This is a genomic window from Kitasatospora sp. NPDC088779 (genome assembly GCF_040685395.1).
GTDB lineage: Bacteria > Actinomycetota > Actinomycetes > Streptomycetales > Streptomycetaceae > Kitasatospora.
Genome location: NZ_JBFBHW010000035.1, coordinates 80,858 through 92,767, shown reverse-complemented (window position 1 = coordinate 92,767; position 11,910 = coordinate 80,858). Strand labels below are relative to the sequence as shown.

The 11,910-nt window shown below is 72.0% G+C and carries 14 protein-coding genes and 5 tRNA genes; 14 read left to right on the top strand and 5 right to left on the bottom strand.

Annotated features, from left to right (window positions below; translation table 11 throughout):
- From AB0P03_RS28180 to AB0P03_RS28155, 6 genes are all read left to right on the top strand, one after another.
- A partial coding sequence (locus AB0P03_RS28180) for a hypothetical protein (protein ID WP_363631493.1) occupies positions 1-184 on the top strand: 184 nt, incomplete at its 5' end.
- A 111-nt stretch (positions 185-295) separates the two neighbouring features.
- Positions 296-367 (top strand) — tRNA-Gln (locus AB0P03_RS28175).
- 37 nt (positions 368-404) lie between these two features.
- Positions 405-477 (top strand) — tRNA-Glu (locus AB0P03_RS28170).
- Positions 478-504: 27 nt separating this feature from the next.
- Positions 505-577, top strand: a tRNA-Glu gene (locus tag AB0P03_RS28165).
- Between the two features lie 26 nt (positions 578-603).
- Positions 604-676: transfer RNA gene (locus AB0P03_RS28160), tRNA-Glu, on the top strand.
- Between the two features lie 49 nt (positions 677-725).
- Positions 726-800, top strand: a tRNA-Gln gene (locus tag AB0P03_RS28155).
- 104 nt (positions 801-904) lie between these two features.
- On the opposite strand, the gene AB0P03_RS28150 is transcribed toward AB0P03_RS28155, so the two are convergent.
- On the bottom strand, positions 905-1,618 hold the full coding sequence (locus tag AB0P03_RS28150; RefSeq protein ID WP_063347714.1) for an IclR family transcriptional regulator: 714 nt from the start codon (positions 1,616-1,618) through the stop codon (positions 905-907).
- A gap of 232 nt (positions 1,619-1,850) precedes the next feature.
- Here AB0P03_RS28150 and leuC point away from each other — a divergent pair, with 232 nt between their 5' ends.
- The 4 genes from leuC (at position 1,851) to AB0P03_RS28130 (ending at position 5,265) form a co-directional block, all read left to right on the top strand.
- A complete protein-coding gene (gene leuC, locus AB0P03_RS28145; RefSeq protein ID WP_363585715.1) occupies positions 1,851-3,287 on the top strand; it encodes a 3-isopropylmalate dehydratase large subunit in 1,437 nt (478 codons plus the stop codon).
- Between the two features lie 5 nt (positions 3,288-3,292).
- Positions 3,293-3,889 carry a 3-isopropylmalate dehydratase small subunit gene (gene leuD / locus AB0P03_RS28140; protein ID WP_363585716.1) on the top strand — a complete coding sequence of 199 codons (597 nt, stop codon included), beginning with the start codon at positions 3,293-3,295 and terminating at the stop codon, positions 3,887-3,889.
- Positions 3,890-4,229: 340 nt separating this feature from the next.
- Positions 4,230-4,418 (top strand): hypothetical protein, encoded by a 189-nt coding sequence (locus AB0P03_RS28135; RefSeq protein ID WP_079135607.1) that lies wholly within the window; start codon positions 4,230-4,232, stop codon positions 4,416-4,418.
- Positions 4,419-4,551: 133 nt separating this feature from the next.
- A complete protein-coding gene (locus AB0P03_RS28130; protein ID WP_350882962.1) occupies positions 4,552-5,265 on the top strand; it encodes an HU family DNA-binding protein in 714 nt (237 codons plus the stop codon).
- A 207-nt stretch (positions 5,266-5,472) separates the two neighbouring features.
- On the opposite strand, the gene AB0P03_RS28125 is transcribed toward AB0P03_RS28130, so the two are convergent.
- Both AB0P03_RS28125 and cofC read right to left on the bottom strand, forming a co-directional pair.
- The gene (locus tag AB0P03_RS28125; RefSeq protein WP_063347710.1) at positions 5,473-5,694 is read right to left on the bottom strand and encodes a hypothetical protein; all 222 of its coding nucleotides are present in this window, start codon (positions 5,692-5,694) and stop codon (positions 5,473-5,475) included.
- Positions 5,695-5,750: 56 nt separating this feature from the next.
- Positions 5,751-6,434, bottom strand: a complete 684-nt coding sequence (cofC, locus tag AB0P03_RS28120) for a 2-phospho-L-lactate guanylyltransferase (RefSeq protein ID WP_363585717.1) — start codon at positions 6,432-6,434, stop codon at positions 5,751-5,753.
- A gap of 232 nt (positions 6,435-6,666) precedes the next feature.
- Between cofC and AB0P03_RS28115 the strand changes: the two genes are divergently transcribed.
- The 3 genes from AB0P03_RS28115 (at position 6,667) to AB0P03_RS28105 (ending at position 9,745) form a co-directional block, all read left to right on the top strand.
- Entirely contained in the window at positions 6,667-7,491 is an 825-nt protein-coding gene (locus tag AB0P03_RS28115) for a lysophospholipid acyltransferase family protein (RefSeq protein WP_350882958.1), read from the top strand.
- A 14-nt stretch (positions 7,492-7,505) separates the two neighbouring features.
- Positions 7,506-8,489: an NAD(P)H-dependent glycerol-3-phosphate dehydrogenase gene (locus tag AB0P03_RS28110; RefSeq protein WP_079135606.1), complete on the top strand. Its 984-nt coding sequence runs from the start codon at positions 7,506-7,508 to the stop codon at positions 8,487-8,489.
- Between the two features lie 110 nt (positions 8,490-8,599).
- The gene (locus tag AB0P03_RS28105) at positions 8,600-9,745 is read left to right on the top strand and encodes a D-alanine--D-alanine ligase family protein (RefSeq protein WP_350882957.1); all 1,146 of its coding nucleotides are present in this window, start codon (positions 8,600-8,602) and stop codon (positions 9,743-9,745) included.
- A gap of 67 nt (positions 9,746-9,812) precedes the next feature.
- On the opposite strand, the gene AB0P03_RS28100 is transcribed toward AB0P03_RS28105, so the two are convergent.
- Both AB0P03_RS28100 and AB0P03_RS28095 read right to left on the bottom strand, forming a co-directional pair.
- On the bottom strand, positions 9,813-10,331 hold the full coding sequence (locus tag AB0P03_RS28100; protein ID WP_363375955.1) for a DUF3515 domain-containing protein: 519 nt from the start codon (positions 10,329-10,331) through the stop codon (positions 9,813-9,815).
- Between the two features lie 20 nt (positions 10,332-10,351).
- Positions 10,352-10,585 (bottom strand): Lrp/AsnC ligand binding domain-containing protein, encoded by a 234-nt coding sequence (locus tag AB0P03_RS28095; RefSeq protein WP_363375953.1) that lies wholly within the window; start codon positions 10,583-10,585, stop codon positions 10,352-10,354.
- Positions 10,586-10,790: 205 nt separating this feature from the next.
- On the opposite strand from AB0P03_RS28095, the gene AB0P03_RS28090 reads away from it, so the two are divergent.
- Positions 10,791-11,756, top strand: a complete 966-nt coding sequence (locus AB0P03_RS28090; protein WP_363585718.1) for a thiamine-phosphate kinase — start codon at positions 10,791-10,793, stop codon at positions 11,754-11,756.
- The last annotated feature ends 154 nt before the right edge of the window (positions 11,757-11,910 follow it).

The window sequence follows — 11,910 nt, the reverse complement described above, 5'->3', positions numbered from 1 at the left end:
CCCGCGTCCTGCTGGACATCCCTCCCTGCGCGCCGTGCTGGCGGCCCACCTCACCGACCCCCACTTCGACGCCCGCCTCGAAGCCGCCGCAGCTGCCCGGACGTCACCGCCCGGACGTCACTGCCAGGACGCCCGGCCGCTGCCTGGGGTTATCGATTTTGGAGCCGGGGCCGGCGTCGGGTAATGTTCTTTCTGCGCCGCCCGGGAGGGAACGGACGAGGGAGCGAAACCCTCCACCCGGCCCCGAACGAGAGGCGCAACGCCTGAGAAGGCCCCGACAGGGGTTCAACTCTGGTGGGGTATGGTGTAATTGGCAGCACGAGTGATTCTGGTTCATTTAGTCTAGGTTCGAGTCCTGGTACCCCAGCGCAGTACGCAAGTCCAGCAGTACAAGTGAAGAACAAGCCCCCGTTGTGTAGCGGCCTAGCACGCTGCCCTCTCACGGCAGTAGCGCCGGTTCGAATCCGGTCGGGGGTACCGATCCCGCAAGGGATCACCTGGAAAGCCCCCGTTGTGTAGCGGCCTAGCACGCTGCCCTCTCACGGCAGTAGCGCCGGTTCGAATCCGGTCGGGGGTACTGATCCCGCAAGGGATCGCCAGGAAGCCCCCGTTGTGTAGCGGCCTAGCACGCTGCCCTCTCACGGCAGTAGCGCCGGTTCGAATCCGGTCGGGGGTACTCCAGAGCATGAAGCCGGTGGGTTATCCCATCGGCGCTTGCTTTGTGTTGGGGTATGGTGTAATTGGCAGCACGAGTGATTCTGGTTCATTTAGTCTAGGTTCGAGTCCTGGTACCCCAGCCAGAAATTGGAAGGCCCCGGTTTCCGGGGTCTTTTTTGCATTTCCCGGAGCATTCCGAAGGGCCCCGCGCGGTGGTGCTGCGCGGGGCCCTTTCCGGGTGCGGCGGTCAGCCGCGGCGGAGGGCCTCGGTGAGCCGGTTCGCGGCCTCGATGATGGCCTGGGCGTGCAGGCGGCCCGGGTGGCGGGTCAGCCGCTCGATCGGGCCGGAGACGGAGACGGAGGCCACCACGCGGTTGGAGGGGCCGCGCACGGGAGCGGAGACGGACGCGACGCCCGGCTCGCGCTCGCCGATCGACTGGGCCCAGCCGCGGCGGCGGACGCCGCTGAGCGCGGTGGCGGTGAAGCGGGCGCCCTGGAGGCCGCGGTGCAGCCGCTCGGGCTCCTCCCAGGCCAGCAGGACCTGGGCGGCCGAGCCGGCCTTCATCGGCAGGGTGCTGCCGACCGGGACGGTGTCCCGCAGACCGGAGAGCCGCTCGGCGGCGGCTACGCAGATCCGCATCTCGCCCTGGCGGCGGTAGAGCTGTGCGCTCTCGCCGGTGACGTCGCGCAGGTGGGTCAGAACCGGGCCCGCGGTGGCGAGCAGCCGGTCCTCGCCCGCCGCGGCGGAGAGTTCGGACAGACGGGGGCCGAGGATGAATCGCCCCTGCATGTCCCTGGTGACCAGACGGTGGTGTTCGAGTGCGACGGCGAGCCGGTGGGCCGTGGGGCGCGCCAGACCGGTGGCGGCGACCAGCCCCGCCAACGTGGCGGGGCCCGACTCCAGTGCGCTCAGCACCAGAGCGGCCTTGTCGAGAACGCCGACGCCGCTAGAGTTGTCCATGCGCTAAGACTGCAGTCTCATTCCGCGAGACGCAAGTTCAATCTTCCGGGAAAAGCGCCACTCTGGATGCAGCAGCCCGGGAGGCATCCAGGATGCGACCTCACCAGAGTGTCCGCATCGTGGACAGCGATCCGGCGTGCAGGTCGCGAGAACGCGCCCGCCACAGGGCGGCGGGAGCTCCGACCTCGACGACACGAGAAGGCCGGCAACGCGGCCGGCTGGAGGGAATCCGATGGGACGGACACTCGCAGAGAAGGTCTGGGACGACCACGTCGTGCGGCGCGCGGAGGGAGAGCCCGACCTGCTCTTCATCGACCTCCACCTGCTCCACGAGGTGACCAGCCCGCAGGCCTTCGACGGGCTGCGGCTGGCCGGCCGGACGGTCCGCCGCACCGATCTGACGATCGCCACCGAGGACCACAACACCCCCACCGTGGACATCGACAAGCCGATCGCCGACCCGGTGTCCAAGGTGCAGCTGGAGACGCTGCGCCGCAACGCCGCCGAGTTCGGTGTCCGGATCCACTCGCTCGGCGACATCGAGCAGGGCGTCGTGCACGTGGTCGGCCCGCAGCTGGGCCTGACCCAGCCCGGCATGACCGTGGTCTGCGGCGACTCCCACACCTCGACCCACGGCGCCTTCGGCGCACTGGCGTTCGGCATCGGCACCAGCCAGGTCGAGCACGTGCTGGCCACCCAGACGCTGCCGCTGGCGCCGTTCCGGACCATGGCCGTCACGGTCGAGGGCGAGCTGCCCGAGGGCGTCACCGCCAAGGACCTGATCCTGGCCGTGATCGCCAAGATCGGCACCGGCGGCGGCCAGGGATACGTCCTGGAGTACCGCGGTTCGGCGATCCGGGGCCTGTCCATGGAGGCCCGGATGACCATCTGCAACATGTCCATCGAGGCCGGCGCCCGGGCGGGCATGATCGCCCCGGACGAGACCACCTTCGGCTACCTCAAGGGCCGTCCGCACGCCCCGCAGGGCGAGGACTGGGACGCCGCCGTCGCGTACTGGTCGACCCTGGGCACCGACGAGGACGCGGTCTTCGACCACGAGATCTTCGTCGACGCGGCCGCGCTGACCCCGTTCGTCACCTGGGGCACCAACCCCGGCCAGGGCGCCCCGCTGGGCTCCGACGTGCCGGACCCGGCCTCCTTCGCCGACCCGCAGGAGCGCGCGGCCGCCGAGAACGCCCTCGCCTACATGGGCCTGGAGGCCGGCACCCCGCTGCGCGAGGTCACCGTCGACGCCGTCTTCGTCGGCTCCTGCACCAACGGCCGGATCGAGGACCTGCGCGCCGCCGCCGCCGTCGTGGAGGGCCGCCGGATCGCCGACGGCGTACGGATGCTCGTCGTCCCCGGCTCCGTCCGGGTCGCCCTGCAAGCCGTGGAGGAGGGCCTGGACAAGGTGTTCACCGCGGCCGGCGCCGAGTGGCGCCACGCGGGCTGCTCGATGTGCCTGGGCATGAACCCCGACCAGCTCGCCCCCGGGGAGCGCTGCGCCTCCACCTCGAACCGCAACTTCGAGGGCCGGCAGGGCAAGGGTGGCCGGACCCACCTGGTGTCCCCGCAGGTCGCCGCCGCGACCGCCGTCCTGGGCCGTCTGGCCGCACCGTCCGATCTGCCCTCCGACCTGGCGGACACCAACGTGGCTGTGGAGGCCTGAGAACCATGGAGAAGTTCACCACCCACACCGGCCGGGCCGTTCCGCTGCGGCGCTCGAACGTGGACACCGACCAGATCATCCCGGCCCACTGGCTCAAGAAGGTCACCCGTTCCGGTTTCGAGGGCGGCCTTTTCGAGGCCTGGCGCAAGGACGAGTCGTTCATCCTCAACCAGCCCGAGCGGCAGGGCGCCACGGTCCTGGTGGCCGGCCCGGAGTTCGGCACCGGCTCCTCCCGCGAGCACGCCGTCTGGGCGCTGCAGAACTACGGCTTCCACGCGGTCATCTCGTCGCGCTTCGCGGACATCTTCCGTGGGAATTCCCTGAAGAACGGACTGCTGACGGTCGTCCTGCCGCAAGAGACCGTGGAACAGCTCTGGGCGCTCACCGAGAGTAACCCTTCGGCCGAGATCACCGTTGATCTGGAAGCCCGCGAAGTCCGGGCCGAGGGCGTCACCGCGTCTTTCGAACTGGACGACAACGTCCGGTGGCGGCTGCTCAACGGGCTGGACGACATCAGCATCACCCTGCGGAACGAGGCCGACATCGCGGCCTTCGAAGCGACCCGTCCGACCTTCAAGCCCCGTACTCTGCCGGTTGCCTGAGATCCCCTCAGAACAAGCATTCTGGCGATCCACCGGATGGCCCGCCTCCCCTTCGGGGGGGCGGGCCATCCGCCGTTCCGGAGCACGAGTTAGCGCCGCGGCCCACCCCGGATTGCCCATTTGGCTTTGCCGGAGAGGGCCCCGCGCAAGTACAACTGCGGGTAGATGGCACAATCAGTACATGCACCGGCACCATGAACCTCCGTACGCGGGCGGCGAACCCGCGGCTCCGGAGTCCGTGGGCCGGGGATCCGAACGCCGAATTGACGATCGGCCGGACGTCGCCTCCGCACCAGCTGAGGGGCCGGACGACCAGGAAGTCGCAGCGCTCTACGCGCTTGTGGCCGAGCGGTTGAAGCAAGCTCACGCCCGCGTGCATGCGCTGAACGTGTCTGCCGATGCAAAGACCGCTCTCTCCCGTCAACTCCTCATCGTCACCGAGACCGCCAAGCGCGATCTTCCGGAGGCGGCAAGGCGGTTGAGTCGCTTTGTACATGACCTCGACGAGGGGCGCCCGCCCGTCGCCTGAGGTCGCCGACGCGCAAATCCATTGCGACACTAGGGTGATTCGCGCGTTTGGTAATTGAAAGTCCGCAGATACATACCTAACGTGCGAAAAGAACGGATGGAATCATCCGGCGCCCGTTTCCGAAGGGGAAGACGTGAACAAGGCTCAGCTTGTCGAAGCGGTGGCCGAGCAGCTGGGCGGTCGCAAGGCTGCCGCAGAGGCCGTCGACGCAGTGCTCGACACCATGGTCCGTGCCGTTGTGGCCGGTGACCGGGTTTCGGTCACTGGTTTCGGCACCTTCGAGAAGGTGGAGCGCTCCGCGCGCTTCGCCCGCAACCCGCAGACCGGCGAGAAGGTCAAGGTCAAGAAGACCTCGGTGCCCCGCTTCCGTCCCGGCCAGGGCTTCAAGGACCTGGTCAGCGGCAGCAAGAAGCTGCCGAAGGAAGGCCCCTCGGTGAAGAAGGCCCCCAAGGGCTCCCTCACCCCGGGCAAGAGCGGCGTCGCCGCCACCCCGGCCGCCAAGCGCGCCGCCACCAAGCGTGCCGCCACGGCCGCCGCCGCCGCTCCGGCCAAGAAGGCCGCCGCCAAGAAGACGGCGACCACGGCCGCGGCCAAGAAGGCGACCACCACCGCCGCCGCGAAGAAGGCGACCGCCACCAAGAAGGCGACCACCACCGCCGCCGCGAAGAAGACCACCGCGACCGCGACCAAGAAGACGGCCGCCGCCGCCAAGAAGGCGACCACCACCGCCGCCGCCAAGAAGACCACCGCGACCGCCAAGAAGGCGACCGCGACGGCCAAGAAGACGGCTCCGGCGAAGAAGACCGCCACCCGCAAGACCACCGCGCGCAAGACCTCTGCCAAGTAGTCCCGCGCAGCGGTCCTCGGACGGCCTTCGGCAGAGAGCCGCGGCACCCCCCCTCCGTGAATTGCGGAGACCGGGTCGCCGCGGCTCTTTCGATTTCCGGGCGCTTAGTCAGGATTCTGCGACCGACGGTGACCAGGCACGGAACGCGGCGGCGGGCGTGCCGGACGGCGGGGGAGGACCAGCGGGGGGACGGTCAGCGGAGGACGGTCAGCCCGCGGCCGGGTCGGGGAAGGTCTGCAGCGTCACGAAGACCACCCGGCGGGCCTCGCCGGCGCCCTCGGTGCGGATCCGCACCCGCTGGCCCGGTCGCAGCAGCCGCAGACCGCCGGCGTCGAAGGCGGCCGCGTCGAACGGCACCGGGGTCCCGTCGTCGAGCAGCACGGAGCCGGCCCGGGTGGCGGGGTCGAAGGTGAACGCGGTGGCCTGCATGGCAGCAGCATAGCGAGCGGCCCCGGCCGACCGGGCGGCGTCCCGCGGGGCGCCGGTCAGGCCCGCGCCAGCCGGGCGAACAGGACGCTGGTGTACGGGCCGAGGCCGAGCGCCGCGGCCTCGCCGAGGTCCGCGCCGGTGTCGACGTCCCGGCGCACCGACTCCACGTCCGCCAGGCGAAGTTCGAGTGCTCCGCCGGCCGCGTGCCGGGCCCGCGAGCCGTCCCCGAAGGCGGGCGAGAGCGGGCGGCCGGGGGTACAGGCGAGCAGCGTGGTGCCGAGGCCTGGGGAGTCCGGCAGGAAGGCCCGGCCGTCCGGCGGCACCGCGCCCAGCACCCGGGCCAGTTCGACCGGGCGCAGGGCCGGCAGGTCCGCCGAGAGGGCGGCCAGCGGCGAGCGCGGGGCGAGCGCCAGGGCGGCCGCCGTGCCGTGCACCAGCGCCTCGTTGAGGCCCTCGCCGGGTTCGTCGGCGACCACCACCGCGCCCAGTGCCGCCAGCCGGGCGCCGGCCGCCGCGTCCCGGGTGACCACCAGGACCCGGGCGACGCCCGGGGTGGCCAGTGCGGCGGTGGCGGTGTCGAGCGCGAAGGACAGCGCGAGGTCCGCCCGGTGCGGCCCGGCGTACGGGGCCAGTCGGCTCTTCGCGAGGGCGAGCGGCTTGAGCGGCAGCACCAGCGACCAGTCGGTGGCGGGTGCGGGGGGCGCGACGGGCCCGTTGGGGCGTACGGTGTCCTGGGTCATCGGCGTCATTGTGACGCCGGTCCCGGAGCCCTCGCCAGGCCGTCCGATCTGTGCGGACGTGCGTTTGATCACGCCTGCCGGGCGGGTTGGTGCGGTCGCTCGACAGCCGGTGAGCAGCCGGGCGAGACTGTTCCGCGCCCGTCACCCGGGCACCGGTCCCGTACCGGTGCGCGGCACCGGGAGGTTATGACCGCGGCACCCCACGTGCCGCTTCGGATGAGGAGGACCTGGGGTGGCCCGCCGCTCGTACGCCAAGTTCGGCAACGCCGACTACGGCATCTGGTACCGCTTCGCGGCCGTGCTGGTGAAGCCGGTGACGACCGCGCTGGTGAAGCCCGACTGGCGGGGCTGGGAGCACCTTCCGAAGGAAGGCGGCTTCATCGCCGCGGTGAACCACAATTCGATCATCGACCCGGTGATCTACGCGCACTGGCAGTACAACAGCGGCCGTCCGCCGCGCATTCTCGGCAAGTCCTCGCTGTTCTCGATTCCCTTCATCGGATTCATGCTGCGCAAGACCGGCCAGATTCCGGTGTTCCGCGAGTCCACCGATGCCGCGCAGGCTTTCCGGGCCGCTATCGACGCCGTCAACGGCGGCCAGTGCGTGCAGTTCTACCCGGAGGGCACACTCACCCGGGACCCGGACCTGTGGCCGATGACCGGCAAGAGCGGCGTCGCCCGGGTCGCGCTGATGACCGGCGCGCCGGTCATCCCGGTCGCACACTGGGGAGCGCACGAGATCATCCCGCCGTACGGCCGTCCGGGCTTCGGGAAGGGCAAGTTCAACCTCTTCCCGCGCCACCGGGTCACCGTGGCGGCGGGGCCCGCGGTGGACCTGAGCAAGTACCGGGGCCAGGAGCTCACCGCCCAGGTGCTCAACGACGCCACCGAGGACATCATGACGGCGATCACCGCCGTGCTGGCCGACGTCCGCGGCGAGGAGCCGCCGGCCGAGCGCTACGACATGCGCAAGGCCGCCCGGAACCGCGCCGCCGCGGCCGCCGCCGAACGCCGGCGCGCCAAGGGCGGCAACGACGACGAGGAGGGCGGCCGGTGACCCGCTGCGCAGTGATGGGGACGGGCTCCTGGGGCACCGCCTTCGCGATGGTGCTGGCCGACGCGGGCAGCGACGTCGTCCTGTGGGCCCGCCGCCAGGAACTCGTCGACGCCATCAACACCACGCACGAGAACCCGGACTACCTGCCGGGCGTGCCGCTGCCGGGCTCCGTCCGGGCCACCACCGACGCCGCCGAGGCGCTGGCCGGCGCCGACTTCGCCGTCCTGGTGGTGCCCTCGCAGACGCTGCGCGACAACCTGGCCGCCTGGACGCCGCTGATCGAGCCGCAGACCGTGCTGGTGAGCCTGATGAAGGGCATCGAACTCGGCACGGCCAAGCGGATGAGCGAGGTGATCGACGAGGTCACCAAGGTCGGCCCGGAGCGCGTCGCGGTGGTCAGCGGGCCCAACCTGGCCCGGGAGATCGCCAACCGGCAGCCCGCCGCCAGCGTCGTCGCCTGCGCGGACGAGGCGGTCGCCAAGCGGCTCCAGGCGGCCTGCCACACGCCGTACTTCCGCCCGTACACCAACACCGACGTGCTGGGCTGCGAGCTCGGCGGGGCGGTCAAGAACGTGATCGGCCTGGCGGTCGGCATGGCGGCCGGCATGGGACTCGGCGACAACACCAAGGCGACGCTGATCACCCGCGGGCTGGCCGAGACCACCCGGCTCGGCGAGGTGCTCGGCGCCGACCCGCACACCTTCGCCGGGCTCGCCGGGATGGGCGACCTGGTCGCCACCTGCTCCTCGCCGCTGTCGCGCAACAACACCTTCGGCATGAACCTGGGCCGGGGCATGTCGCTCGCGGAGACCATCGCGGCGACCCGGCAGACCGCGGAGGGCGTCAAGTCCTGCGAGTCGGTGCTCGACCTGGCCCGGCGCAACGGCGTCGACATGCCGATCGTCGAGGCGGTGGTGGATGTCGTGCACAACGGGCGGCCCACCCAGGAGGCGCTCCAGGCCCTGATGTCCCGTTCGGCGAAGGCCGAGCGGCGCTGAGCGGTGCCGAGTGGTGCCGAGCGGCGCTGACGGCGAGGCGGTGGTCCGGGGCGGTGGTCGGGGGCGGCTGACGCCCCGGAAACCCTTCGCACGGTAGTCTCAAACCCGATATGAGCATCGAACAGTCCTCCCCGAACCCGTCCGCTGCGAAGCCGCGCGTCGCGCTGGTCTTCGGCGGACGCAGCTCCGAGCACGGCGTCTCGGTGGTCACCGCCGGCAGCGTGCTCAAGGCGATCGACCGCGAGAAGTACGAGGTGCTCCCGATCGGGATCACCCCCGAGGGCCGCTGGGCGCTGGTCAGCGACGAGCCCGCCCGGATGGCGATCACCGACGGCCGGATGCCGGACGTCCCGGGCGTCGCCGAGTCCGTGGACGGGCAGGTCGCGTTGCCGATCGCCCCGGGCGACCGGGAGGTCGTCCTGAGCGAGCCGGGGAGCACCCCCAAGGCCCTCGGCGAGGTCGACGTGGTGTTCCCGCTGCTGCACGGCCCCTGGGGAGAGGACGGCACCCTGCAAGGCCTGCTGGAGCTGTCCGGCGTGCCCTACGTCGGCAACGGCGTGCTGTCCAGCGCGGTCGGCATGGACAAGGAGTTCACCAAGCGGATCCTGGCCTCGCACGGCCTGGGCGTCGGCCGGTACACCATCGTGCGGCCGCGCGACTGGGAGAGCGAGGCCGGCCGCGCCGCGGTGCGCGAGCGGGCCGCCGAGCTCGGCCTGCCGCTGTTCGTGAAGCCCTGCCGGGCCGGCTCCAGCATGGGCATCACCAAGGTCAAGGACCTCGCCGACCTCGACGCCGCGATCGAGGAGGCCCGCCGGCACGACCCCAAGCTGATCATCGAGGCCGGCGTGAGCGGCCGCGAGATCGAGTGCGGCGTGCTGGAGACCGAGGACGGCCCGAAGGCCAGCCTCCCGGCCGAGGTGCTGGTCGGCGACGGCTTCGACTTCTACGACTTCGAGGCCAAGTACATCGACTCGTCCGAGGTGCAGATCCCGGCGAAGCTCGACGACGAGCAGACCGCCGAGATCCGCCGCCAGGCGGTGGCCGCGTTCGACGCGCTCGGCTGCGAGGGCCTGGCCCGGGTGGACTTCTTCCTGCTGGAGGACGGCACCTGGATGGTCAACGAGATCAACACCATGCCCGGCTTCACCCCGATCTCGGCCTACCCGAAGATGTGGGAGGCCACCGGGCTGTCCTACCCGGAGCTGATCGACCGGCTGCTCCAGGCGGCGCTGCGCCGCTCGACCGGCCTGCGGTAGCCGCGCGCGAACGACGGAGGGCGGGCCGGGAAGCTCCCGGCCCGCCCTCCTCGGCGCGCTCGCGGGCTCAGCCCGGGACGGTGGCCTTCACCGCGCCGGTGAGGGCGGCGGCCGGGTCGAAGGGGTTGGCCGCAGCACCGGCCGGGACGGTCACCTCGACGTAGGCGGCGCGCATGGTCGTCACGAAGCGGTAGCCGCCGTCGGTGAGCTTCTGCGACCACCAGGTGACGTCGTCCACGGTCGGCGACCAGTCCTTGGCGTGCTCGCCGTCCAGTTCCTCCGGACGGTCGATGCCGCAACGCAGCACCGTGCGGGGCGAGCTGGCCCACGCGGCCACGTACGGCGAGGCGGGCGACGGGTCCTTGCGGGCGTGGCCGAGCAGCTCCTGCGGCAGGGCCGCGGCCAGCGCGCGGCAGTACTCGGCCGCCTTGCCGCCCGGCCGGGGGGCCGCCACCGATTCGTCGGCGGAGCCCCAACTGCCGAGCAGCACGACGACCGTGCAGGTCAGGGCGAGCGGCAGGGCCAGCCAGCGGACGGGCGCCGGCAGTGCCGTCAGCGCCCGGGGGATTCGGAGTTCTCTGGCCACCCGCCGATGGTAGCCGGGTCTTACAGGTGCACCACCGGACAGGTGAGGGTGCGGGTGATGCCCTCGACCTGCTGGACCTTGGCCACCACCAGGCGGCCCAGGTCGTCCACGGTGTCGGCCTCGGCCCGGACGATGACGTCGTACGGGCCGGTGACGTCCTCGGCCTGGAGGACGCCGGGAATCTCGGAGATCGACTGGGCCACGGCGGTGGCCTTGCCGACCTCGGTCTGGATCAGGATGTATGCCTGTACCACGGGGACCTCCGGCGGCCGGTTACGGGGATCGCCGCCGTGATCGCCCGGACGGTCGTCGGGGTGGGAACGGGCTCACCGGCAGTCTGATCACCACGCTACCGCGCGGTGGGCCGGGGAGGGGAGACCCCGACACCCCGGAAGGGCGTACGCTGCGCGCGGGGGCGCGACGGGGACGAGTTCAGATGGACATGCGAGAGGACGGCAGATGCAGGGGACCGTGGGCGAGCTCGGCGAGTTCGGTCTCATCAGGGAGCTGACCGCCCGGGTGCCGCTCACCGACGCGGTGGACCTCGGCCCCGGTGACGACGCCGCGGTGGTGAAGGCCCCGGACGGCCGGGTGGTGGCCACCACGGACGTCCTGATCGAGAACCGGCACTTCCGCCGGGACTGGTCCACCGCCTACGACGTGGGCCGCAAGGCCGCCGCCCAGAACCTCGCCGACGTGGCCGCCATGGGAGCGGTGCCCACCGCGATACTGCTCGGCCTGGTCGCCCCCGCCGACCTGCCCACCACCTGGGCCACCGAGCTGATGGACGGGCTGCGCGACGAGTGCCAGGTGGCCGGGGCGACGGTGGTCGGCGGCGACGTGGTGCGCGGCGACACCGTCACGCTGGCCATCACGGCGCTCGGGGACCTCCAGGGGCGCGCGCCGGTGACGCGCGCCGGCGCGCAGGTCGGCGACGTGGTCGCGGTGACCGGCTGGCTCGGCTGGTCGGCCGCCGGACTCACCGTGCTGCAACGCGGCTTCCGCTCCCCGCGCGCCTTCGTCGAGGCGCACCGCCGGCCCGAGCCGCCGTACCACGCGGGCCCGGGCGGCGCCGAGTTGGGCGCGACCTCGATGATCGACGTGAGCGACGGACTGGTCGCCGACCTCGGCCACGTGGCCCGGGCCAGCGCGGTGGACATCGACCTGAAGGCCGCCGACTTCGACGTCCCGGCGCAGATGGCCGACATCGGACAGGCGGTCGGGGTGGACCCGCTCGTCTGGGTGCTGTCCGGCGGCGAGGACCACGCGATCGTGGCGACCTTCCCGCGCGGGGTCCAACTCCCGGCCCGCTGGCGGGTGGTGGGCGAGGTGACCGGCCGCCCCCGGGGCAGCCGCAGCGGCCGGGTGACGGTGGACGGCGCGCCCTGGGACCGGGTCGGCGGCTGGGACCACTTCGCCGAGTGACGGGCGGCCGCGCCGATTGTCGTACGGCACACGGCGGGTGACCCCCGGACACCGGCGCGCGGCGGGCGGCGCGTGACCCCCGGACTCGCGGCGCACGGGCTTCGCGGGTCCGTTTTGCGTAGGCTGGCGACAACCGAGCCCGCCCGCCGTCTGG

Coding starts and splice junctions, on each gene's coding strand:
- AB0P03_RS28150 (WP_063347714.1), bottom strand. CDS start 1,618: ATGGACAACTCTAGCGGCGTCGGCGTTCTCGACAAGGCCGCTCTGGTG.
- leuC (WP_363585715.1), top strand. CDS start 1,851: ATGGGACGGACACTCGCAGAGAAGGTCTGGGACGACCACGTCGTGCGG.
- leuD (WP_363585716.1), top strand. CDS start 3,293: ATGGAGAAGTTCACCACCCACACCGGCCGGGCCGTTCCGCTGCGGCGC.
- AB0P03_RS28125 (WP_063347710.1), bottom strand. CDS start 5,694: ATGCAGGCCACCGCGTTCACCTTCGACCCCGCCACCCGGGCCGGCTCC.
- cofC (WP_363585717.1), bottom strand. CDS start 6,434: ATGACCCAGGACACCGTACGCCCCAACGGGCCCGTCGCGCCCCCCGCA.
- AB0P03_RS28110 (WP_079135606.1), top strand. CDS start 7,506: ATGGGGACGGGCTCCTGGGGCACCGCCTTCGCGATGGTGCTGGCCGAC.
- AB0P03_RS28105 (WP_350882957.1), top strand. CDS start 8,600: ATGAGCATCGAACAGTCCTCCCCGAACCCGTCCGCTGCGAAGCCGCGC.
- AB0P03_RS28090 (WP_363585718.1), top strand. CDS start 10,791: ATGCAGGGGACCGTGGGCGAGCTCGGCGAGTTCGGTCTCATCAGGGAG.